The organism is Motiliproteus sp., assembly GCF_965230735.1.
Lineage (GTDB): Bacteria > Pseudomonadota > Gammaproteobacteria > Pseudomonadales > Balneatricaceae > Motiliproteus.
Genome location: NZ_OZ246016.1, coordinates 704,851 through 727,781, shown reverse-complemented (window position 1 = coordinate 727,781; position 22,931 = coordinate 704,851). Strand labels below are relative to the sequence as shown.

The 22,931-nt window shown below is 55.9% G+C and carries 21 protein-coding genes; 12 read left to right on the top strand and 9 right to left on the bottom strand.

What is annotated here, in order from left to right; all coding sequences use genetic code 11:
- Window positions 1–94: 94 nt before the first annotated feature.
- Window positions 95–631, top strand: coding sequence for a D-glycero-beta-D-manno-heptose 1,7-bisphosphate 7-phosphatase (gene gmhB / locus ACO05M_RS03490; protein WP_421867824.1), 537 nt, complete (start codon window positions 95–97; stop codon window positions 629–631).
- A gap of 12 nt (window positions 632–643) precedes the next feature.
- The gene (locus ACO05M_RS03485; protein WP_421867821.1) at window positions 644–1,591 is read left to right on the top strand and encodes a histone deacetylase; all 948 of its coding nucleotides are present in this window, start codon (window positions 644–646) and stop codon (window positions 1,589–1,591) included.
- A gap of 13 nt (window positions 1,592–1,604) precedes the next feature.
- Here the strand turns inward: ACO05M_RS03485 and ACO05M_RS03480 are convergent, their stop codons facing one another.
- The 6 genes from ACO05M_RS03480 to dnaA form a co-directional block, all read right to left on the bottom strand.
- The gene (locus ACO05M_RS03480; protein ID WP_421867818.1) at window positions 1,605–2,321 is read right to left on the bottom strand and encodes a substrate-binding periplasmic protein; all 717 of its coding nucleotides are present in this window, start codon (window positions 2,319–2,321) and stop codon (window positions 1,605–1,607) included.
- A gap of 654 nt (window positions 2,322–2,975) precedes the next feature.
- Window positions 2,976–3,896 carry a SphA family protein gene (locus tag ACO05M_RS03475; RefSeq protein ID WP_421867816.1) on the bottom strand — a complete coding sequence of 307 codons (921 nt, stop codon included), beginning with the start codon at window positions 3,894–3,896 and terminating at the stop codon, window positions 2,976–2,978.
- A gap of 112 nt (window positions 3,897–4,008) precedes the next feature.
- The gene (gyrB, locus tag ACO05M_RS03470) at window positions 4,009–6,432 is read right to left on the bottom strand and encodes a DNA topoisomerase (ATP-hydrolyzing) subunit B (protein WP_421867814.1); all 2,424 of its coding nucleotides are present in this window, start codon (window positions 6,430–6,432) and stop codon (window positions 4,009–4,011) included.
- A gap of 2 nt (window positions 6,433–6,434) precedes the next feature.
- Window positions 6,435–7,535, bottom strand: a complete 1,101-nt coding sequence (gene recF, locus ACO05M_RS03465; protein ID WP_421867812.1) for a DNA replication/repair protein RecF — start codon at window positions 7,533–7,535, stop codon at window positions 6,435–6,437.
- Between the two features lie 70 nt (window positions 7,536–7,605).
- On the bottom strand, window positions 7,606–8,709 hold the full coding sequence (gene dnaN, locus ACO05M_RS03460) for a DNA polymerase III subunit beta (RefSeq protein WP_421867810.1): 1,104 nt from the start codon (window positions 8,707–8,709) through the stop codon (window positions 7,606–7,608).
- Window positions 8,710–8,752: 43 nt separating this feature from the next.
- Window positions 8,753–10,285 carry a chromosomal replication initiator protein DnaA gene (dnaA, locus tag ACO05M_RS03455; RefSeq protein WP_421867807.1) on the bottom strand — a complete coding sequence of 511 codons (1,533 nt, stop codon included), beginning with the start codon at window positions 10,283–10,285 and terminating at the stop codon, window positions 8,753–8,755.
- Window positions 10,286–10,750: 465 nt separating this feature from the next.
- On the opposite strand from dnaA, the gene rpmH reads away from it, so the two are divergent.
- The 4 genes from rpmH to mnmE all read left to right on the top strand — a co-directional run bounded on the left by rpmH (window position 10,751) and on the right by mnmE (window position 14,556).
- Window positions 10,751–10,888 (top strand): 50S ribosomal protein L34, encoded by a 138-nt coding sequence (gene rpmH, locus ACO05M_RS03450; RefSeq protein ID WP_421867805.1) that lies wholly within the window; start codon window positions 10,751–10,753, stop codon window positions 10,886–10,888.
- Between the two features lie 27 nt (window positions 10,889–10,915).
- The gene (gene rnpA / locus ACO05M_RS03445) at window positions 10,916–11,302 is read left to right on the top strand and encodes a ribonuclease P protein component (RefSeq protein ID WP_421867803.1); all 387 of its coding nucleotides are present in this window, start codon (window positions 10,916–10,918) and stop codon (window positions 11,300–11,302) included.
- A gap of 84 nt (window positions 11,303–11,386) precedes the next feature.
- Entirely contained in the window at window positions 11,387–13,081 is a 1,695-nt protein-coding gene (gene yidC, locus ACO05M_RS03440) for a membrane protein insertase YidC (protein ID WP_421867801.1), read from the top strand.
- Between the two features lie 98 nt (window positions 13,082–13,179).
- Entirely contained in the window at window positions 13,180–14,556 is a 1,377-nt protein-coding gene (mnmE, locus tag ACO05M_RS03435) for a tRNA uridine-5-carboxymethylaminomethyl(34) synthesis GTPase MnmE (protein ID WP_421867798.1), read from the top strand.
- A gap of 47 nt (window positions 14,557–14,603) precedes the next feature.
- Here the strand turns inward: mnmE and ACO05M_RS03430 are convergent, their stop codons facing one another.
- Window positions 14,604–15,185: a TetR/AcrR family transcriptional regulator gene (locus tag ACO05M_RS03430; protein ID WP_421867795.1), complete on the bottom strand. Its 582-nt coding sequence runs from the start codon at window positions 15,183–15,185 to the stop codon at window positions 14,604–14,606.
- Between the two features lie 173 nt (window positions 15,186–15,358).
- On the opposite strand from ACO05M_RS03430, the gene ACO05M_RS03425 reads away from it, so the two are divergent.
- Window positions 15,359–16,060, top strand: a complete 702-nt coding sequence (locus ACO05M_RS03425; RefSeq protein WP_421867792.1) for a glutathione binding-like protein — start codon at window positions 15,359–15,361, stop codon at window positions 16,058–16,060.
- Window positions 16,061–16,204: 144 nt separating this feature from the next.
- On the opposite strand, the gene ACO05M_RS03420 is transcribed toward ACO05M_RS03425, so the two are convergent.
- Together ACO05M_RS03420 and ACO05M_RS03415 are read right to left on the bottom strand one after the other, a co-directional pair.
- On the bottom strand, window positions 16,205–16,606 hold the full coding sequence (locus ACO05M_RS03420; RefSeq protein ID WP_421867789.1) for a hypothetical protein: 402 nt from the start codon (window positions 16,604–16,606) through the stop codon (window positions 16,205–16,207).
- A 111-nt stretch (window positions 16,607–16,717) separates the two neighbouring features.
- Window positions 16,718–17,716, bottom strand: coding sequence for an MDR family oxidoreductase (locus ACO05M_RS03415; protein ID WP_421867786.1), 999 nt, complete (start codon window positions 17,714–17,716; stop codon window positions 16,718–16,720).
- Window positions 17,717–17,890: 174 nt separating this feature from the next.
- Between ACO05M_RS03415 and ACO05M_RS03410 the strand changes: the two genes are divergently transcribed.
- The 5 genes from ACO05M_RS03410 (at window position 17,891) to ACO05M_RS03390 (ending at window position 22,886) form a co-directional block, all read left to right on the top strand.
- On the top strand, window positions 17,891–18,631 hold the full coding sequence (locus ACO05M_RS03410) for a FadR/GntR family transcriptional regulator (RefSeq protein ID WP_421867783.1): 741 nt from the start codon (window positions 17,891–17,893) through the stop codon (window positions 18,629–18,631).
- A gap of 97 nt (window positions 18,632–18,728) precedes the next feature.
- Entirely contained in the window at window positions 18,729–18,917 is a 189-nt protein-coding gene (locus tag ACO05M_RS03405; protein WP_421867780.1) for a hypothetical protein, read from the top strand.
- 553 nt (window positions 18,918–19,470) lie between these two features.
- Window positions 19,471–21,381 carry a tRNA uridine-5-carboxymethylaminomethyl(34) synthesis enzyme MnmG gene (gene mnmG, locus ACO05M_RS03400; RefSeq protein WP_421867778.1) on the top strand — a complete coding sequence of 637 codons (1,911 nt, stop codon included), beginning with the start codon at window positions 19,471–19,473 and terminating at the stop codon, window positions 21,379–21,381.
- Window positions 21,381–22,055, top strand: coding sequence for a 16S rRNA (guanine(527)-N(7))-methyltransferase RsmG (rsmG, locus tag ACO05M_RS03395; protein WP_421867775.1), 675 nt, complete (start codon window positions 21,381–21,383; stop codon window positions 22,053–22,055). The genes mnmG and rsmG overlap by 1 nt, the downstream gene beginning before the upstream one ends.
- A gap of 42 nt (window positions 22,056–22,097) precedes the next feature.
- Window positions 22,098–22,886 (top strand): ParA family protein, encoded by a 789-nt coding sequence (locus ACO05M_RS03390; RefSeq protein WP_421867772.1) that lies wholly within the window; start codon window positions 22,098–22,100, stop codon window positions 22,884–22,886.
- Window positions 22,887–22,931: the final 45 nt, after the last annotated feature.

The window sequence follows — 22,931 nt, the reverse complement described above, 5'->3', positions numbered from 1 at the left end:
CGCACCGGTTTTTTTATGCCTGCTGTCGCTATAATAGCCATCCACCCACTTATCCAGACGGCGATCGACAGCCCGAGACAGGACCAATACCAGCATGAACAAACTCGTTATCCTCGATCGAGACGGTGTCATCAACCAAGACTCCGATGCCTACGTGAAGTCGGTTGAAGAGTGGATCCCGATTCCGGGCAGCGCCGAGGCGATTGCCAGACTCTGCAAGGCCGGCTATCAGGTCGCCGTCGCCACCAACCAATCCGGTCTCGGCCGGGGCTATTTTAGCCAGTCTGATCTTGATGCCATGCACGCTAAAATGATCGACCTAATCGAGGCGGCCGGCGGAGAGCTAGCCAGTATTTTCTATTGCCCCCACACCCCGGAAGAGCACTGCGATTGCCGTAAGCCGCTACCGGGATTGATTCACCAAATCGAACGCCATCTTGGCGTCAGTGCCGAGGGAGCCCTGATGGTCGGCGACAGTCTTCGTGACCTGCAAGCGGGTCAAGCCTGCGGCTGTCGCGCAGCATTGGTCCTAACCGGCAAGGGTCAACGGACCCTGGACAAAGGAGAAGGACTCGAGGACGTCAGTATCCACAAGGATCTACAGTCACTGGTCGACGCGCTGCTGGACTAATCAAGGTTTCACGTGAAACACAGCCGAAGCAACCATGGGATACCGCTGGTTTACAGCCCCAACTACAGCATCCGCTGGGACCCCAAACATCGCTTCCCAATGGCTAAGTACCGGCTGCTCTATGAGCATCTTAGTCGGAATGGGATCGCTACCCGCTACAACACCTATATCTCGTCACCGAGTCCTCACGAATGGTTGCAGCTCGCCCATGAACCGGCCTATATCGACCGGTTCGTTCGGGGATTGATGGGAGAGCGAGAGCAGAAACATCTCGGTTTAGTCTGGTCGGAACAGTTGGTGACTCGCACCCTGACCGCCGTTGGCGGTTCGGTTCAAACCTGCCGTTTGGCCCTGAGGTTTGGCCTTGCCTGCCATCTTGCCGGGGGCACTCATCACGCCTTTGCCGATCATGGTAATGGCTTCTGCGTGTTTAACGACATGGCGGTGGCCGCCAGAACCCTACTGGATAAGGACGGCCTAAAACGGATTCTGATTCTCGATTGCGATGTCCATCAAGGGGATGGTACGGCGCATATTCTTGCCGATGATCGACGCGTCTTTACCTGTTCTATCCACGGCAAGACCAACTACCCGTTTGAGAAACAACGAAGTGATCTGGATGTTGCGCTGGTCGCCGGCACCGATGATGCGACCTATATGGCAGCCCTGAATCAGACGCTGGATCGACTGGAGCAACTGGGACAATTTGATCTGTTGATCTACGACGCAGGTTCCGATGTGCACCAGGATGATCGCCTGGGGCAGATGCAGTTAACCGACCAAGGAGTAAAAGATCGGGACCTTCGGGTGCTCGACTGGGCGGCCAAGAAATCACTGCCAACCGCCTGTATGATCGGCGGTGGTTATGATCACAATCACCAACGTTTGGCAGAACGCCACGGCCTGCTGTTCGAAACCGCCGATCAGTTCTACCGCCGACAGTTCTGTCTAGATAGCTAGCTAGCACCGAATGTTAATCGATAGGCTCTGGGTCTGACGGATCGATCTTCCAAGGCTGGATGCGATAACGGGCAAGAATTCGTTCGAATTCACCAGACTCTCTGAGCCGCTTAATCCCCGCATCAAGCTTGTCAGCAATCAGCGCCGCCTCTTTGAGTTTTGGTGATAGCGAGATGTAGACCGGTGCCACAACATCAGTCGAAACTACCCGCAACTGCAGTTCCAGGCCCAACTGTTTAACTTTGTACTGCAGTACATTGAGGTCATCAACCACTAGATCAACGCGCTGCCTGGCCAGCAACAACAACATCCGCTCCAGTGCATCATCACCGGTAAACTCAATCATGGTCGCGCCAGGATTCAATTCAGCCGCCTTCACGGCCACCGACTCTGCATAGTCGTAACCACTGATAAAGGCGACCCGACGTGCACCGATTGAGTCAGTCCCCTGCCACTGCATCGGATCATCGCGCCCTAACGCTATCCCCTGGGTACTAACCCCGAAAGCTCGAAGCGGTACGACTAAACCTTCGGCTTCGAAACGCTCAGCGCCTATGACTCCGTCGACCTCCCCAATCCTGGCTTGTTGCATCGCCCGGGTCCAGGGCATCGTTCGATAGTGCACATGGATTCCATCCTCAGCCAACGCGGCCCTGGCCAGCTCCACCATAAAACCGGGAGACTCAGCTCCCGGTTCACAGTTGTATGGGCACCAGGGATCAGCCGCCAAGACCAGTTCGTGAGTGGTTGATGCCGACTGACTGAGCTCATCAGCGCTCGCAGGTATCGCTGTGAACAGCTGAACCAAAGCCACCAAAATGATCAACAGCCTGAGCCTGGGATACATGATCGGACCTCTACATTCTGTAAACTTCCAACTAACCAACTTCTTCCACGCGAACCTTTAATCGTTTCGGTCTGGTTTCACGTGAAACCTTCGACTCAATCTATAGTTTATAGATCGGTCGAATCGAAAGGCGTTATAGATCACCTTAGCACTGGCTACCTAAGGCTCACATACCCTAGTTCGAGTAGTCCTGGAACAAGGCTGTAGCCTGGTCACTTCAACCGCGTTCATCGTTAATCCTTGTTCATCTGGCGTTCCCATTAACGAAGTCTTTTCTAACGACTAGGTCCAATCCAGAATGGTAGTGGTACAAATCTGTACTGTTTGCCTGGTCCTATCACTTTTGTTTGATTGCCATTAAGGCCCCGCATTGGCTTCCCAAAGGAACGCTTTTAAGGCGGTAATCCTCCTGAGCTGACTTAGGAGAATTCAACAACCAAGTCTAAGATCGGTCAGCAATCCTTACCGAGGTTTCACGTGAAACAACCACAAAAAAGGGCCGACATGCGGCCCTTGTTAGATCAGTAAGGCAATCGCTTAGAAGCGGTAATTGACCTGTAGGAGCAGACGTTCACCTTCCAGACGAGACTTAGCGTTGAACTCTTTCTCGTAATGGATGATTACCGGTGCCGGGCCGATATGGAATTTTATCTGCGGGCCGGCTGCGAACACCTGACCATCCGTACCCGCAATTTTGACGCCATTGTTTTCGTCTTCGGTTAACTGATTGACGTAGTAGCCACCAATCCCAAACCCAACTTCGCCCCAGTTTTCGGACTGAATTCGCTTGCCGACATGGTAATCGACCTTAAGCTCTTCGCCCGACTTGATGTCGGTATCTTCATTTTCCAGCTTTATGTTGTACATCGCTTTAAATGAGAGTTCATAGCCACTATCGGACAATAGCGTCATCGCCAGTACCGGCTCAAAGCTCCAGTAGTTGGCGCCGATGCTGAACTTGGTGGGATCGTCACTGTACTGCCCGGTCGGTGCATAGAGATCAAATGAGGCCGCGATACTGACATTTTTCCCCGGCCAGCTAATCCCTATCCCGGTATTCAAATCACCGATTCCGGTTTCATTATTGGAGGCGGCACCCCCTAACTGACCGTCGAGGTGGACAATCGGGATCAGCCCATGGACAAACAGATTTCCACCCAGCAGCTCGGTCTCACTGACATGGACGATACGTGGGGTTTCAAAGACCGCATCCACCTCGACCGGTTTGCCCGCCACGATCAGATCATTGCCATTGGCATCCTGCATACGGCCGGTCACGTAGCCGGTGTAGTTGAGAAGATAGGTTCCAGGAGGAGGAAGCTGGCCAGCTGCATAGCCGCTGACACCGTTGGGATATTGATTGGCCCCCTCTTTGGCCGCGATGCTAGGCGCAAAGGCAACGGCTAACAAGGTGCCGCCGAGCGACAACGCAGAGAGCTTAGAGCGGAGAATTTGCATCAACAGATTTCCTTATTGTTATGCAGACGAACCTTATAAGGTCCTTGTTTTTGAGTGATGTCAGGCATAAAAAAACCGCTGACTAGAGCGGTTTTTTATTGTTCCAATCGGATCAGATATCCAGGTTGGTCACGTTGAGGGCGTTGGTTTCGATGAAGTCACGCCGTGGTTCAACCTCGTCACCCATCAGCGTGGTAAACATCTGATCGGCGGCAATGGCGTCCTCAATGGTGACCCGAAGCATCCGACGGCTGTCCGGATCCATGGTGGTCTCCCACAGCTGTTCCGGGTTCATCTCACCCAGGCCCTTGTAACGTTGTATGCCGTAGCCTCGCTTGGCCTGCACCATCAGCCAATCCAACCCCTGTTCAAACTTGCTGATCTCTTCACGGCGCTCACCACGTTGGATATAGGCACCATCCTCCAACAGGCCGTTGAGGGTATCACCCAATTTAACCAGGCTTTGGTATTCCGCAGACAGGAAGAACTCGTAGCCGAAGCTATAGTCCTGAGGTACGCCATGGGAGGTGACGGTCACCTGCGGCAAGTGCAAATGACGTTCGGCATCCTCGGCCACACCGGACTCGAAGGTGCTGGCCTTGCTGTGCTCGACATCGATGTTGGACACCAGTTCGCGAACCCAGGCACTGATCTGCTCACGATCCTTCAGCTGAGTCTCAGTCAGACGCGGCGCATAGATCATCTGCTCAAGAACGTCCTCAGGGTAGAGACGGGATAGACGGCTGATCAGCGACTGTACCTGACGATACTCGTTGATCAGGCTTTCCAGTGCAGAATCGGTGATTCCCGGCGCTGACGGATTAACATGCAGACTGGCACCTTCCAGAGCCGACTGGAGCATAAAGTTATCCAGTGCATCATCATCCTTCAGGTACTGCTCCTGCTTACCCTTCTTGATCTTGTACAGCGGCGGCTGGGCAATGAATACATGGCCACGCTCGATCAACTCGGCCATCTGACGGAAGAAGAAAGTCAGTAGCAGGGTACGGATGTGGGAGCCGTCGACGTCAGCATCGGTCATGATGATGATGCTGTGGTAACGCAGCTTGTCCGGGTTGAACTCTTCGCGACCGATACCGCAGCCCAGTGCGGTGATCAGGGTGCCGACTTCGGCCGACGACAGCATCTTGTCGAAGCGGGCCTTTTCAACGTTGAGGATCTTACCCTTGAGCGGCAGGATCGCCTGAGTCTTACGGTTACGCCCCTGCTTGGCGGAACCACCGGCCGAGTCACCCTCCACCAGGTAGATTTCGGACAGCGCCGGGTCCTTCTCCTGGCAGTCAGCCAGCTTGCCGGGCAGACCAGCGATATCCAGTGCCCCTTTACGGCGGGTCATCTCACGGGCCTTACGGGCCGCTTCACGGGCACGGGCCGCATCGATCATCTTACCAACAATCGCTTTGGCTTCGTTGGGACGCTCTTGCAGGAAGTCGGACAGTTGCTTGTACATCGCCTGTTCGACCGCGCTCTTTACCTCGGAGGAGACCAGCTTGTCCTTGGTCTGTGAGGAGAACTTCGGATCCGGCACCTTGACCGAAATGATCGCCGTCAGGCCTTCACGGGCATCGTCACCGGAGGTGCTGACCTTGGACTTCTTCTGCACACTCTCGGATTCGATGTAGTTGTTCAGTGAACGAGTCAGCGCGGTACGGAAACCCGACAGGTGGGTACCACCGTCACGCTGAGGAATATTGTTGGTAAAGCAGTGGATGCTCTCGGAGAAACCGTCGTTCCACTGCAGCGAGACCTCAACCCCGATCCCCTCTTCGTTGGTCTCGGTGAAGTGGAACACCTCGTTGATGGTGTTCTTGTTCTGGTTCAAATACTGGACGAAAGCGCTGACACCACCTTCGTACATGAACTGCTCTTCTTTACCGGAACGCTCGTCCTTCAGGTTGATGCAGACACCGGAGTTCAGGAATGATAATTCGCGCAACCGCTTGGCCAGAATATCGTACTGGAACTGGATGTTGCTGAAGGTTTCCGGAGACGGCGTGAAGTGAACCCGGGTACCACTGGTTTCGGTATCACCGACGACGCTCATCGGACCGTTGGGAACCCCGTGGTGGTAGGTCTGTTCGTGGATCTTGTTGTCACGGCGAATGGTCAGCTTTAACTCGGTGGACAGGGCGTTAACCACCGACACGCCTACCCCGTGCAGACCGCCGGAAACCTTGTAGGTGTTGTCGTCGAACTTACCGCCGGCATGCAGCACCGTCATGATGACTTCGGCGGCGGAGACCCCTTCCTCCTCATGAATGTCGACCGGAATACCCCGGCCGTCATCCTGCACACTGATGGTTTCATCGGGATGGATGATGACGTCGATCTTGCTGCAGAAACCGGCCAGCGCTTCGTCGATGGAGTTATCCACCACCTCAAAGACCATGTGGTGCAGGCCGGTGCCGTCATCGGTATCACCGATATACATGCCCGGACGCTTGCGCACCGCATCGAGCCCTTTAAGGACCTTGATACTCGACGAATCATAAGCGTTGTCGTTGCCGTCGCTCATTCCTAACTCCCATTTCCTTCAATATTTGCCAAGGCACCGTTCCGAATCGGAAACTCGCGTACCTCGACCTGTTCGCTCCAGCAACCTTCAAACGCTTCGCGGTCGGTGCTGGTTACCAGTACCTGGCTATCCAGCTGCTCGAGCAGCCGGCACAGGCGCTGGCGGTGATGTCGATCCAGTTCAGCCGGTAGATCATCGATCAGATAGATACAGCGGCGCTCGGTCTGCTGTCGCAGCAGGTAGCCCTGGGCGACCTTCAATGCACTGACCACCAACTTCTGCTGACCGCGGGACAGCACCTCGGAGGCCAACATGCCGCGCATCTTGACCTTGAGATCGGCACGCTGCGGTCCCTGCTGGGTGAAACCGAGCTGTCGATCGCGCTCGAAACCCTGTTCGAGCACCTGATCCAACCCCTTCTTCTGGTCCCAGCCACAGTGGTAATGCAGACTCAGTTGATCCAGTTCGACCAGTTCTGCGAGCAGACGCTCAAAGCAGGGGATCAACTGTTCCAGATAGGTCCGGCGATAGCCGTCCAGCTCGTTGGCTCGATCAATGAATTCGCGGTCCCAGGCGGCTCGGACCGAAGGCTCGAGTTTACCATATTTGAGCAGGCTATTGCGTTGTGAAAGTGCCCTTCTGACCGCTTTCCAAGCCGCCATAAAGCGACTTTCCAGATGAAACCCACCCCAGTCGATATATTGCCGTCGAATCGATGGGCTGCCTTCGAGTAAACGGAAGGTATCGGAATTGATCAGCTGGATCGGAACCAGCTCCGCCAGCTCCGCCACCGCATCGATCGGCTCGCCGCCGATACGCACCTTGAGGCTGGCATCCTGGCTGCGCTGAAAACCCACCGGCAACTCTCCCTGCGGGCCCTTAACGCGAGCAAACAGCACCGACTCGGGTTGCTGGTGCTGGATGTAATGCTTGTGCTTGTTGGTCCGAAACGAGCGCGCCAGGCTCAGCAGGTGGACCGCCTCCAGAATCGAGGTTTTACCGCTGCCATTAGGGCCGTAGAACAGATTGGTCTGGGGGGATAGCTCAAGCTTCAGCGAGGCAAGGTTTCGCAGCTGGGTAATCGAGAGCTGGCTGATCGACATGGATAGGTGAGATCCAAAAAAATCGGGCCCATTAGCACTGGTCTAATGGGCCCGCATTCAGGGAGCGCGTTTACATGCGCATTGGCATGATCACGTAAAGGCTATTGCCGCTATCGACCGCCTGGACCAATGCACTGCTGTTCGGGTCGATCATCGAGATCTTGACCATCTCCTCGGACAGGATCGACAGCGCATCGAGCAGGTAGTTGACGTTGAAGCCGATCTCCATCGAGATGTTCTGGTAATCGACCGCCAGGGTCTCTTCCGCTTCTTCCTGCTCCGGGTTGTTGGCGGTTACCTGCAGGAAACCATCGGTCAGACCCAGGCGCACGCCACGGTACTTCTCGTTCGACAGGATCGCGATCCGGCTCAGCACCTGACGCAGCTCCTGACGGTCGGCGATCAGGATCTTATCTCCCCCCTGGGGGATTACCCGCTCATAATCCGGGAATTTACCGTCCACCAGCTTGGAGGTGAAGGTGTAGTCAGGGGTGTTGACCCGAATATGGTTGCTACCGATAACCAACGAGGCATTCTGCTCACCGTCCTGCAGCAGTCGTGCCAGCTCCAGAATCCCTTTGCGGGGTACGATCACCTGCAGCTTGTCGACGGATTCAGCATCGACCGCTGTTACCGAGGTTGCCAGGCGGTGACCATCGGTGGCCACGGTCCGCAGCTGGGCGCCGTTGAGTTCCAGCAGCATGCCGTTCAGGTAGTAGCGAACGTCCTGCTGCGCCATCGCGAAAGCGGTCCGGTCGATCAGGTGTTTTAGGGCGCCCTGGGCGATGCTGATCTCCAGGTTCTGCGGTCCGTCTTCCACATTCGGGAATTCGGTGGCCGGCAGAGTCGACAAAGTGAAGCGGCTGCGACCACCCTTGATGGTGACCTTCTGGCCGGTCAGGGTCAGTTCGATATCGACATGATCGGGCAGCGATTTGCAGATATCCATCAACTTTTTCGCCGGTACCGTGATCGAGCCGGGTTCGGCGGGTTGTTCCAGCTCGATCCGGCCGACCATCTCGACTTCGAGATCGGTACCGGTCATCGACAACTGATTACCCTCGACCACCAGCAGGATGTTGGACAGTACCGGCAGGGTCTGCCGACGCTCGACCACACCGGCTACCAGTTGAAGGGGTTTCAACAGTGATTCTCTGGAGATGGTAAATTTCATATCCCGCCCTTAGTTCAGGTTCCTTTGACTGCCGTGGCTTCCGTTAAGTGGAGAGCGACCGCAACAGGTTTTTATAATCTTCGCGTATATCCGTGTCGGTTTCCCGCAATTCTGCCACCTTACGACAGGCATGCAAGACCGTTGTATGATCGCGGCCGCCAAACGCATTACCGATCTCCGGCAGGCTGTGATTGGTCAGCTCTTTCGACAGCGCCATCGCCACCTGACGAGGCCGTGCCACCGAGCGGCTACGTCGCTTCGAGTGCAGGTCGGCCACCTTGATCTTGTAATACTCGGAAACCACTCTCTGTATGTTATCGATACTTACCAGCTTATCTTGAAGGGCCAGCAGGTCTTTTAGTGACTCACGGATAAACTCGGTGGTGATCTTATTGCCGGTGAAGTGAGCGTTCGCTATCACGCGCTTAAGCGCGCCTTCTAGCTCGCGCACGTTAGATCGAATTTTTTGCGCGATAAAGAAAGCCGCATCATGGGGTAGACGAATCCGTGCTTCGTCGGCCTTTTTCATCAAAATCGCCACCCGGGTTTCCAGCTCCGGCGGCTCCACCGCCACGGTCAGGCCCCAGCCAAAACGGGACTTCAACCGATCTTCCAGACCGGCGATTTCCTTAGGATAGCGATCGCAGGTCAGAATCATCTGCTGCCCGCCTTCGAGCAGCGCGTTAAAGGTGTGGAAAAACTCCTCCTGGGAGCGGTCTTTATTGGCAAAGAACTGGATATCATCGATCAACAGCGCATCCACGGAGCGGTAATAGCGCTTGAACTCGTTGATCGCATTCAACTGCAGCGCCTTAACCATATCGGCGACAAAGCGCTCGGAATGCAAATAGACGATCTTGGCGTTGGGGTTACGATCCAGCATCGCTGCCCCCACCGCATGCATCAGGTGGGTTTTACCCAGGCCGACACCGCCGTAGATGAACAACGGGTTATAGGAAGTACCGGGGTTTTCAGCCACCTGTTGAGCTGCCGCCAGCGCCAACTGGTTGGACTTGCCCTGAACAAAGGTCTCAAAGGTGAACAGACTGTTGAGGTGGGTCTGATGACGAATGCCGCCTTCGACTTCAACCTGGCGTCCACCGCTTTCGACTTCCGGTTCAACCGGAAGCAGTTCAGCCTGACGCGGTAATTCCGGTGCCGGGCGCGACAGGGGTTTGGTCGGGCGCTGGGCCGTCATCCCACCATGGGTTTCTACGGCTGAGCTTTCCGGCTTTGGCGTCGACAGGTTTGCCGGCTGAGGAACCGGGCAGGCCGGTGCCACTTTACCCGCTCCGATCCGATGTACATTAGGACTTGCCTGACGCAGCGATCCGCCGGAGACCTCAAGAATGACCTCACTGATCAGGTTATCGCCATGCTCAAGCAGCAACTCTTTGATCCGCTTTAGATACTTATCACTGACCCAATCCATCACAAACCGATTGGGTGCAAGCAGACGTAGCTGGGCATCCGCGCCCGGTTCCGCCTTCAGCGGGCGAATCCATGTATTGAACTGCTGGGGAGGAAATTCCTGCTCTAAATGTCCCAAACAGGTCTGCCACAACGTCATTACCATTGGGTCGATACCACCTGATCCATAAAATCCCGCCATTTTAACGACTGGACCGACGGTTATCCACAGATTCGAGTTATTCACCGTTAAAAAAATCACCGATCGGTTACTGGCGCCGTGATTGGCTAAAAAACCATCGTCAAAGATAGCGCAAAACCAGCTATTTCAAGGGTTACAGCGAAAATAAGCTATCCACCAGCTATACCGAGTTACTACCAGCTAATACCGACTTTATGAACAAACTAACTTATTGTATTTAATTTAAATATGTTTGTTTTACACAGATTTGTTGGTTTTTTATGAAACCACCCTTACAGCGGCGTTTTTTCTGGGGATAAGCGGGAAAAGTCGGCTAAATTGATCAAAAAATCGCGTTTTTGGTTTGCAGCACCGGTCGCTTTTCTCTAGAATTCCGCTTCTGTTTTTTCAGGCGGGGGTCCGACCCCTTCATTTATTAGGTATAGAGTGATGAGTAAAAGAACTTTTCAGCCCAGCGTACTGAAGCGCGCCCGTAACCACGGCTTCCGTGCTCGCATGGCTACCAAGAGCGGTCGTCAGGTACTGCAGCGTCGTCGCGCTAAAGGTCGCAAGTCTCTGAGCGCCTAAGCTCGCTTATAGAGAGAATGACCAACCATGACTGGTTTCGAGTTTCCCCGGCGTTCACGCCTACTGAACGCTGGGGACTATCGGACCGTTTTTAATGGTGCCCAGCTTAAAGTTTCGGATCGTCATCTTCTGATCCTGGCTACCCCCAATTCACTTCCCCACCCCCGAGTCGGCCTGGTAATCGCCAAAAAAAACGTGCGTCTGGCCGTGCAAAGAAACCGTGTAAAACGTATCATCCGCGAATCCTTTCGACACCAGGGCGAGGTGCTACCGAACCTGGATATCGTCGTCATGGCTCGGAGAGGTTTGGGAGATCTGGATAACGCCGCTTTACATCAGCTGGTCGACCATAGCTGGAAACGGTTGCGTAAATATGCCCACCGGCATCTCAAACCCAAACCAAAGGGTAATTGAAGCCGGGCGGAGTCGGTGTTCGACTTCACCGCGGCAACTCATGCCCAATCAACCTTAAATTAACGTCATCGGCAGACAACAAACATGGATTTCCAACGCATCGGTTTGATCGCCGCCCTGGCAGTCATCTCCTACCTTCTGGTTCTGCAGTGGCAGAAGGATTATGGCGATCAAGCTCAGCCAGTAGCTAGTACTCCTGTTTCCTCCTATTCCAGCGCGCCCGATATCTCCGCCCCGGACAGTTCCGGCGGCAGTGCTAATGCAGCCAACGGTGATATCCCGTCAACCGAAGCGCCGGAAGCCACTGCCGAAGTCGCAGTTGCCGGCAACGCCGCTCAAGGTGGTCTGATCGAAGTGACCACCGATACGCTTGATCTGCTGATCGACACTTACGGTGGCGATATCATCCAGGCCGCACTGCCGGGTTACCTGGCTCAGCTAGGTAACGATCAACCGCTGATACTGTTGGAACAGAACGGTAATCGTACCTACACCGCCCAGTCCGGTCTGACCGGCGCCAACGGTCCCGATGCCAAAGGCGAGCGTCCGCGCTACACCGCCAGCGCCAAATCGTTCAGCCTGGCCGAGGGTCAGGACAGCCTGAATGTGGATCTGGTTTACCAGCAGGACAACAACGTCACCATCACCAAGCGCTTCAGCTTCAAGCGTGGCGAGCATCTGGTCCGTGTTGAGTACCTGATCAACAACCAGGGCGATCAACCCTGGCAGGGTAACCTGTTCGGTCAGATCAAGCGCGACCGTAGCGCCGATCCGTCGTCACAGACCAGCATGGGCATGCAGTCCTACCTGGGCCCGGCTTTCTCCAACACCGAGAACAACTACGAGAAGTACGACTTCGACGATATCGACGAGAAGCCCTACAAGAACAAGTCTGATGCTGGCTGGGTAGCGATGCTGCAACACTACTTCGTCAGCGCCTGGATTCCGAATCCGGAGCAGAGCCACAACTACTTTGCCCGCGAGCGCAACGACAACTACCTGGCCGGCTTTGTCTCGCCGTCGATCAACGTTCCCGCGGGTCAGCAGGGTAGCGTCGGAGCCAACTTCTACGTCGGTCCGAAGATCCAGGACGCACTGGAACAAGCCGCTCCGAACCTGAAACTGACCGTTGATTACGGCTGGCTGTGGTGGATCGCCCAACCGCTGTTCTGGCTGCTGCAGATGATCCAGAGCGTGGTGGTCAACTGGGGTCTGGCGATCATTCTGGTCACCGTGGTGGTGAAAGCCCTATTCTTCCACCTGTCCGCCAAAGCCTACCGCTCGATGGCCAAGATGCGTGCCGTCAGCCCGGAGCTGCAACGCCTGAAGGAACTGTACGGCGACGATCGCCAGAAGATGTCCCAGGCGATGATGCAGCTGTACCAGAAAGAGAAGATCAACCCGATGGGCGGCTGTCTGCCGATCCTGATCCAGATGCCGGTATTCATCGCACTGTACTGGGTACTGCTGGAGAGCGTCGAGCTGCGCCATGCGCCCTTTATGCTGTGGATTCAGGACATGTCGGTGATGGATCCGTACTTTGTCCTGCCGATCCTGATGGGTGTGACCATGTTCTTCCAGCAGATGCTGAACCCGACCCCGCCTGACCCCATGCAGGCCAAGGTGATGAAGATGCTGCCGTTCGTGTTCACCTTCTTCTTCCTGTGGTTCCCGGCTGGTCTGGTTCTGTACTGGGTGGTCAACAACATCCTGTCGATCGCACAGCAGTGGGTTATCACCCGCAGCATCGAAGCCGAAGTGCAGGCGAAGAAATCCTGAACCTGATCGGCTGACAAGCACTACCTTTAAAGGGCTCCTCACGGGGCCCTTTGTCGGTTTATAGCCGGACAAAAAGCAAACCGAACCGAGCTCTGACCATGCAGATCGACCATGACACCATCGCCGCCATCGCCACCCCGCCCGGACGCGGTGGTGTCGGTATCATTCGGGTTTCCGGCCGCCTGGCTGGTGCAATCGCCGAACGTCTCCTGGGCAGCAAGCCCCAGCCCCGCTACGCCCATTACGGTCCCTTTTACGACCGAGACGGTCTCGAGTTGGATCGCGGTATCGCACTGTTCTTTCCCAATCCCCACTCCTTCACCGGCGAAGATGTACTGGAACTGCAGGGCCACGGCGGCCCGGTAATTCTGGATCTGCTGCTGCGGGAAATTTTGGCCTTAGGAGCCCGCTCGGCCCGTCCCGGCGAATTCTCCGAGCGCGCCTTCCTCAACGACAAGCTCGACCTGGCCCAGGCCGAGGCAATTGCCGATCTGATCGACAGCTCTTCGGAGCAGGCTGCTCGTTCGGCGCTACGCTCGTTGCAAGGCGAGTTCTCGGCCCGGATCCAGACGCTGGTGGAAGCGCTGATCCAACTGCGGATCTATGTCGAAGCGGCGATCGACTTCCCCGAAGAGGAGATCGATTTTCTGGGCGACGGTAAAGTCGCCACTGATCTACTGCAGATCGAACAGCAGTTGCTGGAAGTGTTGGCCGAAGCCAATCAGGGTGCGCTGCTGCGTGAAGGGATGAACGTGGTGATAGCCGGGCGTCCCAACGCCGGCAAATCGAGCCTGCTGAACGCGTTGGCCGGCAAAGAGTCGGCGATCGTCACCGATATCGCCGGCACCACTCGCGACGTGTTGCGTGAGCATATCCATATCGACGGCATGCCGCTTCATATCATCGATACCGCCGGATTACGCGACAGCGACGATGTGGTCGAACAGATCGGTATCGATCGCGCCTGGGAGGAGATCCGCAGTGCCGATCGGGTGCTGCTACTGGTCGACGCCAGCAGCACTCAGGAGACCGAACCCGATAAGATCTGGCCCGACTTTATCGCCCACCTGCCCAGCCTCGATAAGGTCACCGTAATCCGCAACAAGATCGATCTGTCCGGCGAACAGCCCGGGGTCGACTCGGATCTCGAAGCAAACCCGGACTGCCATCTGATCCGCCTCAGCGCCAAGCAGAACCAGGGTGTCGAGCTGCTGCGCCACCACCTGAAACAATGCATGGGCTACGACAGCAGCTGCGAGGGTGGCTTTATGGCCCGTCGCCGCCACCTGGAGGCCCTGCTGCAGGCACAACAGTATCTCGAGGCAGGAAAGCTGCAGCTGACCGATTACGGAGCTGGTGAACTATTGGCCGAGGATCTGAAAGAGGCGCAGAACGCGCTGTCGCAGATCACCGGGGAATTCAGCAGCGATGACCTGCTGGGACGAATCTTCGGAAGTTTCTGTATCGGCAAATAGCGACGGATTCTCGCAGTCGAAACCGCTGGCATGCCGGCTGACCGGTATCAGCGCAGGCCGGCGAAGATATCCTCGATCAGCGCTTCGACCTGAGCATCATCTTCATGGATATGCCGATAAGCCCGTAGCCCCATCATCTGCATTTGCAGATAACGAGCCACCTGCCGCGGGTTCAGCTCCGACCGTAGCTCTCCCTGTGCCTGCGCCTCAGCCAGATAGAAGGCGAACAACGCTTCCATCTGCCGTAACAGCTGCTTGGCCTCGGCCAACAGATCCGCATTTTCTTCGGTTAATTCCGAGATCGTCTTTACCAGCATGCACATGCTACTGGGTACCTGGGTGTCACAACCGATCACCGCATCCTGCACAAAACGCCGCAACCCCTGCAGCGCTGAGGGTGCCGCGTTAACGCTATCCCGCAGACGCTCTTTGCTGGCATTGGCGTAACAGTTCAAGGTCTCGCTGAACAAACCCTCTTTACTGCCAAAGCTGGCATAGATGCTTCCCGGACGCATATCGACGGCCTGCTGGATATTGCGCATCGAGGTGGCATGAAAGCCCTTGCTCCAGAACAGATCGGTCGCTTTCTGAATCGCCTGTTGGCGATCAAACTTAGCCGTGGTTGCCATAAACTAATCCTTGAACATTTGTTCAATAATAGCCCCTTTCGGTACAGCAGTTCCACTTCAACCCCTTCGGTGCAACCCGCTATCCTAACTCTACCGAGGAGCCGCGATCCACATTACTTGAACGACTGTTCAAATAATGTTTGAATGATCGTTCAAACTCAGAGGGACCACCCATGATCGATCTCTATTACTGGCCCACCCCCAACGGCCATAAGATTACGATTTTTCTGGAAGAAGCGGGCTTGGAATACCGCATACACCCGATCGACATCAGCGCCGGAGACCAATTCAAACCGGACTTCCTGGCGATCTCACCGAATAACCGGATGCCGGCTATCATCGACCAGAGTCCGGATGACGGTGGCGCGCCGATTTCGGTGTTCGAATCCGGTGCCATCCTGATCTATCTGGCTGAGAAAACCGGCCGCTACCTACCCAGCGAGCTTCGGGGTCGCAAAACCGTACTGGAGTGGCTGATGTGGCAAATCGGCGGACTCGGTCCCATGGCGGGTCAGAATCACCACTTCGTCCAGTATGCACCCGAGTCGGTCCCCTATGCGATTGAACGCTACGTTAACGAAACTAACCGGCTTTACGGCGTGCTTGATAAGCGTCTTGAGGGGCGGGAGTGGATCGCCGACGAGTACTCGATCGCCGATATGGCGATCTATCCCTGGACTGTCAACCATCAAGGCCAGCGCCAACAACTGGATGACTTTCCCAACCTGAAGCGTTGGTTCGAAGCCATGCGACAGCGACCGGCGGTTATCACGGCCTATGAAAAAGCCGCGCCCTGGAGCCAGCGCTCAGCGGTAACGGAAGAAGGAAAGAAACTGCTGTTTGGTCAAACAGCTCAGGTCTGCCAAGGCAGATAGATAGGCAGGCAAGTAGAACGATTGGTAAGTGTTCACTTTCGTTCAACAGCCCTGATATAAGAGTTAATCGGTGAGGCTTAACAGCTATCAGATAGCAGCATTACCCATCCGGCTGGTTACACGGATCGGGTAATGCTCAATAGCTTAGAAAGGCAGCTTGATCTCCAAGGCCACATCACCATTGGTCCGACCACTGAATTCGGTTACCAAGGAGCCATCCAGATGACGGGTCATGAAGTTGACCCGATTCGGCTCCAGTACAACCGCGCTGCGGTCGCTGATCCGGTGCACGGTGACTTTCTTATAGAGGCTCTTTACCTCTTTATAATCAACACCGAGTGAATCCAGCCCTTTGCGGGCACCGTAACCCAGTGCACCCAGCTTCACTTTACGCCAGGCTTCATCCTGATCAACCTGAGGGCCATAGCCCTCATGATAACGGCCCAGATGATCCTCAAGCCCTTCGGCCTGAACCGCTGAAACCATCAGTGATGCGACGCCCAGCAGCAGGGCCGCCAGGGAGGTTTTTATAGTGGTTTTTCTCATCGCTCGCCTCCATCCATCGATAAGGCCTATCAGATACGATAGCTCATCATGAAACAACAAGCGTGAAAAAAGCTCAAGCCCAACGATAGTGTCGAGCTTGAGCCGTACCGGTTATGCCTGTAGATCGACCACCACACGACCCTGAACCTGACCCGCCATAATCGCGGCGGCCTGCTCGGGAACCTGTTCCAGCGCTACCACCTGGTTGATCGAGTCCAGCAATGACTGCGGTAGATCCTCAGCCAAGCGCTTCCAGGCCTCAACCCGACGCGCAGCCGGACACATCACCGAATCGACCCCCTGCAGCCGCACGTTCCGCAAAATGAACGGCATCACCGTGGTCGGTAGTTTGAAGTCACCGGCCAGGCCACAGGCTGCTACGGTTCCGCTGTAATCACATTCGGCCAGCAGCCGGCCCAGCATATCGCCGCCAACGGTATCGATCGCCCCGGCCCAGCGGGATTTTTCCAGCGGTCGAGAGCGGGCGCCCATTTCTTCACGACTCAGCAGCTCACTTGCGCCCAGGGATTTCAGGTAATCATGGGTCGACTCACGACCGGTAATGGCAGCCACCTTGTAGCCCAGTTTGGCCAGCAGCGCGACGGCTACCGAACCAACCCCACCAGCCGCCCCTGAAACCACCACGGTACCGGAGTCAGGTGTCACGCCGCCGTCTTCCAGCGCCATGACACAGAGCATCGCCGTCAGACCCGCCGTACCGATAGCCATTGACTGTAACTCGGTGATACCGGCGGGCAGCGGAACCAACCATTCGGGACGCACACGCTGGTATTGCGCATACCCTCCCCAATACTTCTCCCCTACACTCCAACCGGTCAGGACAACCTTGTCCCCTGCCTGATAGTCACTATCACCGCCGTCAACCACGGTACCCACCAGATCGATGCCCGGCACCATCGGCCACTTCAACACGATCTTACCGGTCCCGGTGACCGCCATCCCGTCCTTGTAGTTCAGACTGGAATAATCCACCTTGACCAAAACCGGCTCGTCAGGAAGATCCTGTTGGCCCAGTTGCTCGATCGCAGCCTGGGTCTTACCTTCATCGTCTTGGCGCAATACCAGCGCTTTAAATGCAGTTTCTGTCATCGAGGATTCCTCTATCAGCGGGATGGGTTCGGACGCTGCTCAAAGCAGGGTCGATGAGGGGAAACTAAATCGCTATTGTTAATTTGTCAAACAAATAGCAAATTTAGAATTTGTGTTACTATTGCGTCAATTCGATTCAGCTTAGTCAAAAACCCCGAGGAGTCAGCAGTCCCCATGGCGATCCGTTACAACAACCTGGTCACGCAAAGTCTGGCCAAACAGATTGCAGAACAGATCCGCGGCGCGATTCTGGATGGCCGTTTACGGGTGGATGAGCGACTTCCCACCGAGGAAGAACTGGCAGCCCAGTTCGAGGTCTCCAGGCCGACCATTCGAGAAGCACTGAAACGGCTGGCAGCACAAAACCTGGTGCGTTCCAAGCGGGGCCCTGCCGGCGGCACTTTTATCACCCGCCCCACCGAATCGGAACTGAGAACCACGCTGGCCAACAGCACCACCCTGATGGTGACCCTGGGCGAGTTCGATATCGAATCGATTACCGAAGCTCGCCGAGAGATGGAGGGAGCTTGCCTAAAACTGGCCATTGAGCGACGCACCGAGCAACACCTGGAGCAACTGGAGCAGGAGCTGAGCTATCAGCAGCAGTCGATCAGCGATGAAGAGTTTTGCGCCTCGGATGTGCGGTTCCACCGCCTGATCGTCGATGCCACCGCCAATCCGGTGATGCAATTCAATATGGTTACCGTCATTGAGGCCCTGCAGCCGTTGATGAACATGATTGCCAACCGCACCCGCTCAAGGGATCGGATCATCGATCACCACAAGCAGCTGCTCGAAGCGTTACGGCAACGTGACCTTGTCGCAGCTCAACAGAGTTTGGACCTACTCTTGAACTATCTCTCCGAACACTACCGGCAGGCCCAACAACTGAGCGCGGGAACCGCGGCCGGTTGATCAGAGTTTCATCAAATCTCACCAACACTGTCATCTGAGTGACATATTCGGGTTCTAAGGTTCGATTCCAAGACATCAATGAACAAGGAATCGAACCATGCAAACTCATTCACATCATCATGACGACCATCTGCGTCTAATCCGCCAAGCCGACAGCTGGTGCGTCCTGCAACGGCTGTCTGAAGCCAGCAGCCACAAGCGCGAAATCTGGAAGCCGGTCAGCAAGCAATTGACCATCGACCAAGCCAACCATCTGCTACAACAGCTTCGCCATCAGAACGGCTGAGGCTGTCTCAACCCCACTTCGCCTTACCAGCCTCAATACCGCACCGCTCAGCTGGCTATCCGCCCGCTGCTTCTTGCTTCTCACGCCGTATGCACCGCATCAGATCAATCCAAGATCGCTAAATCTTGCCGCTAAAGTTATCCACTTTGCACTGTGGGTAATGTGTATAACCACACCCGAATAACTAATGATCTCATCTGTGGATACTTTAGCCCTGTGAGTAACCGACCAAGTTACCCCCAACTTTCACACCTTTGATCCGCAATTTCCTCGCTGGATAACTTTGCGGTTGTTATCCACATAAACCTAGGTAAATAAAAGACTTTTCCCGATTACGCACAGATAGGTCCAGGCTATATAACAACAATAAAAATCATCTTTCTTATCTAATCAACTTATTCATTTTCTATTTATATCAAGGTTGATCAGTTCAAAACTCGGTCCGGCTCAATTCATAAACGACATGGGAGCCGATATACTTGCCCTCTTTACCTGCATCTCGGGCTGAAACGGTTCAGCACCGGGAGTTGGCCGTTGTATCTGAGAGGTTATCGTGGACTTTCCTGAACATTTCGATGTCATTGTGATCGGTGGCGGCCATGCCGGGACCGAAGCTGCGTTGGCGGCGGCAAGGATGGGTTCACGCACCCTATTGTTGACTCAGAATATTGAGACCCTGGGTCAGATGTCCTGTAACCCGGCGATCGGGGGAATCGGTAAGAGCCATCTGGTGAAGGAGATCGACGCCCTCGATGGTGCGATGGCCAAAGCCACCGACTTGGCGGGAATCCAGTTCCGGACTTTGAATTCCCGTAAAGGACCCGCGGTGCGGGCAACTCGGGCGCAGGCGGACCGACAGCTGTATAAGGCAGCGATTCGCTCGATCCTTGAGAACCAGCCCAACCTGCAGATTATTCAGCAGACCGTCGATGATCTGATCTTTGAGAAGGACCGGGTCGCCGGTGCCGTGACCCAGATGGGATTAAGGTTCTACGCCCGTACGGTGGTGCTGACAGCTGGAACCTTCCTCGGTGGCCTGATCCATATCGGCATGCAGAATCACAGCGGTGGGCGTGCCGGTGATCCCCCATCGTCCAGTCTGGCTCGGCGTCTGCGTGACACCGAACTTCGGGTTGACCGACTGAAAACCGGAACCCCGCCCCGTATCGACGCCCGCAGTGTCGACTTCTCGGTGATGCAGGAGCAGCCGGGTGATACGCCGCTGCCGGTGATGTCCTACCTGGGCTCGGTCGCCGACCATCCGCAACAGATCAGCTGCTATATCACCCATACCAACAGCCGGACCCATGAGATTATCCGTGGCGGGATGGACCGCTCGCCCCTCTATACCGGCGTCATCGATGGGGTTGGACCACGTTACTGCCCGTCGGTGGAAGATAAGATTGTTCGTTTTGCCGACAAAGAATCCCACCAGGTTTTTGTTGAGCCCGAGGGGCTGACCACCCACGAGCTCTACCCCAACGGTATCTCCACCAGTCTGCCGTTCGATGTCCAGATCGAACTGGTGCGCTCAATCAAAGGATTTGAGAACGCCTTTATCACCCGACCCGGCTATGCCATCGAGTACGATTACTTCAACCCTCAGGATCTGAAGGCTTCGTTGGAGAGCAAGCTGGTCGATGGCCTGTTCTTCGCCGGCCAGATCAACGGCACCACCGGTTACGAAGAGGCCGGTGCTCAGGGCTTGTTGGCTGGTGCCAATGCCGCGTTGCAGGCTGCAGGGCGTGACAGCTGGTGCCCGCGGCGGGATGAGGCCTATATCGGGGTGATGGTTGATGATTTGATCACCCTGGGAACTTCCGAGCCTTACCGGATGTTTACCAGCCGGGCCGAGTATCGCCTGATTCTGCGCGAAGACAATGCCGACATTCGCCTGACCGAGCAGGGTCGTGAATTGGGATTGGTTGGTGACGAGCGCTGGCAAGCATTTTGCGAGAAGCGTGAATCGATCGAACGGGAGACCCAGCGTCTCAAGGATAGCTGGGTACAGCCGGGTACCGAATCCGCTGCACGACTGGATGACAAACTCGATAAGCCGCTCGGGCGTGAGTACAACCTGCTCGATCTGCTGAAGCGGCCGGAACTCGGTTATGCCGATGTGGGTGGCCTGTGCGGTGACGTCGATATCGATCCGCGGGTCTGCGAACAAGTCGAGATCGAGACCAAGTATGCCGGTTATATTCAGCGTCAGCAGGATGAGATCGAACGATTGCGCCGTCAGGAAGATACCAAGCTGCCTGAACAGCTTGATTACAGCGCCATTGATGGACTTTCCAATGAGATCCGCCAGAAATTGAACGAAACCCGTCCGGCGACCCTGGCTCAGGCTGGCCGTATCCAAGGAGTGACCCCGGCGGCGGTTTCACTGCTGCTGATCCATCTGAAAAAGCTGGGCAAACTGCAACAGCTCAATGGTACATCACCCAACGGGGAGCCGAGCTGATGTCTGTTACCGAATACGGTCTGCCGCAGGATTGTGAACCTAAGCTAAGCCGGGGCGCCGAGCAGCTGGGGGTTGTCCTGAGCGATCAGCAGCAGCAGTTGCTGCTGCGTTACCTCGGACTGTTGCACAAGTGGAACCGGGCTTATAACCTCACTGCCATTCGGGATCCGTTGGCGATGGTGTCGCGGCATCTTCTCGACAGTCTCAGCGTGGTGCCCCATATCGAGTCTCTGCGGCCATCGCCGCAACGGATCGCCGATGTTGGTACCGGGCCGGGTCTGCCCGGGGTGGTGCTGGCGATCATGTATCCGCAGCGGCGCTTCACGCTGATGGACAGCAACGGTAAGAAAACCCGCTTCCTGCAGCAGGCCAAGCTGGAGCTGGGACTGGAGAATATCGAGATCTACCACGGCCGGGTCGAGCAGTACCCGATCAACGAGCCGTTCGATGCGGTTATTTCGCGGGCCTTTGCTTCGCTGGAGGACATGCTGAGCTGGACTGCACCGCTGTGCGACCAGAACGGTTATTATCTTGCCATGAAAGGGCAGTACCCTGAGCAGGAGTTGGCGCAGATGCCCGAAGGCTTTGCGTTACGCGACAGCAAACCGCTGCAGGTACCGGGCTCCGACGGTGAGCGGCATCTGCTGATGGTGCAGAAAATCCAACCCGAATGACGGGTTTTACGATTGAGATTTGTACCGGACAAGGAGACTTCGGTGGTTAAAATTCTAGCGGTGACCAATCAAAAAGGCGGGGTCGGCAAGACCACCTCCTGCGTCAATCTAGCGGCATCGCTGGCGGCCACCAAACGTCGGGTGCTGATGGTCGATCTGGACCCGCAGGGCAATGCCACTATGGGCGCCGGGGTCGACAAGCATGGCCTCGAGCGTTCGGTCTACGATGTGCTGACCGGCCGGGTCGATACCCAGGATGCGATCACCTCAGAGACCAGCGGCGGCTTTGACCTGCTGCCGGCCAACGGTGATCTGACCGCCGCCGAGGTCGAGCTGATCCCGGTCAAGCGCAAGGAGTTCCGGCTCAAGCAGGCGCTGAACCTGGTGCAGGACAACTACGATTACATCCTGATCGACAGCCCGCCGTCGCTGAACATGCTGACCGTGAATGCGTTGGTGGCGGCCACCGGGGTGATCATCCCGATGCAGTGCGAGTACTATGCGCTGGAGGGGATCTCGGCGTTGATGGGCACGGTCGAAAAGATCCGTGCGGCGTTGAATCCCAGCCTCCAGGTCGAAGGAATCCTGCGGACCATGTACGATCCGCGCAACGGACTGACCCGGGATGTGTCGACCCAACTGCTCGAGTACTTCGGCGACAAGGTCTACCGTACCGTGATCCCGCGCAATGTTCGGCTGGCCGAGGCACCCAGTCATGGTCTGCCGGCCCTGCTGTACGACAAGAATTCCCGCGGTGCGGTTTCCTACCTGGCACTGGCCGGTGAGGTTAACCGTCGTTGCGCCCAGTCGCCCAACGCGCTGGCCTCCTGAGAATTCAACACTCCGAAATCATACGCACTCAACGACGGAAACAAC

What these genes read in the sequence shown, in the direction of transcription:
- ACO05M_RS03425 (WP_421867792.1), top strand. Translation starts at nt 15,359, where the DNA reads ATGATCGATCTCTATTACTGGCCCACCCCCAACGGCCATAAGATTACG.
- ACO05M_RS03420 (WP_421867789.1), bottom strand. Translation starts at nt 16,606, where the DNA reads ATGAGAAAAACCACTATAAAAACCTCCCTGGCGGCCCTGCTGCTGGGC.
- mnmE (WP_421867798.1), top strand. Translation starts at nt 13,180, where the DNA reads ATGCAGATCGACCATGACACCATCGCCGCCATCGCCACCCCGCCCGGA.
- gyrB (WP_421867814.1), bottom strand. Translation starts at nt 6,432, where the DNA reads ATGAGCGACGGCAACGACAACGCTTATGATTCGTCGAGTATCAAGGTC.
- rnpA (WP_421867803.1), top strand. Translation starts at nt 10,916, where the DNA reads ATGACTGGTTTCGAGTTTCCCCGGCGTTCACGCCTACTGAACGCTGGG.
- dnaA (WP_421867807.1), bottom strand. Translation starts at nt 10,285, where the DNA reads ATGGTAATGACGTTGTGGCAGACCTGTTTGGGACATTTAGAGCAGGAA.
- ACO05M_RS03405 (WP_421867780.1), top strand. Translation starts at nt 18,729, where the DNA reads ATGCAAACTCATTCACATCATCATGACGACCATCTGCGTCTAATCCGC.
- ACO05M_RS03410 (WP_421867783.1), top strand. Translation starts at nt 17,891, where the DNA reads ATGGCGATCCGTTACAACAACCTGGTCACGCAAAGTCTGGCCAAACAG.
- rpmH (WP_421867805.1), top strand. Translation starts at nt 10,751, where the DNA reads ATGAGTAAAAGAACTTTTCAGCCCAGCGTACTGAAGCGCGCCCGTAAC.
- recF (WP_421867812.1), bottom strand. Translation starts at nt 7,535, where the DNA reads ATGTCGATCAGCCAGCTCTCGATTACCCAGCTGCGAAACCTTGCCTCG.
- ACO05M_RS03415 (WP_421867786.1), bottom strand. Translation starts at nt 17,716, where the DNA reads ATGACAGAAACTGCATTTAAAGCGCTGGTATTGCGCCAAGACGATGAA.
- ACO05M_RS03475 (WP_421867816.1), bottom strand. Translation starts at nt 3,896, where the DNA reads ATGCAAATTCTCCGCTCTAAGCTCTCTGCGTTGTCGCTCGGCGGCACC.
- dnaN (WP_421867810.1), bottom strand. Translation starts at nt 8,709, where the DNA reads ATGAAATTTACCATCTCCAGAGAATCACTGTTGAAACCCCTTCAACTG.
- ACO05M_RS03430 (WP_421867795.1), bottom strand. Translation starts at nt 15,185, where the DNA reads ATGGCAACCACGGCTAAGTTTGATCGCCAACAGGCGATTCAGAAAGCG.
- yidC (WP_421867801.1), top strand. Translation starts at nt 11,387, where the DNA reads ATGGATTTCCAACGCATCGGTTTGATCGCCGCCCTGGCAGTCATCTCC.
- gmhB (WP_421867824.1), top strand. Translation starts at nt 95, where the DNA reads ATGAACAAACTCGTTATCCTCGATCGAGACGGTGTCATCAACCAAGAC.
- rsmG (WP_421867775.1), top strand. Translation starts at nt 21,381, where the DNA reads ATGTCTGTTACCGAATACGGTCTGCCGCAGGATTGTGAACCTAAGCTA.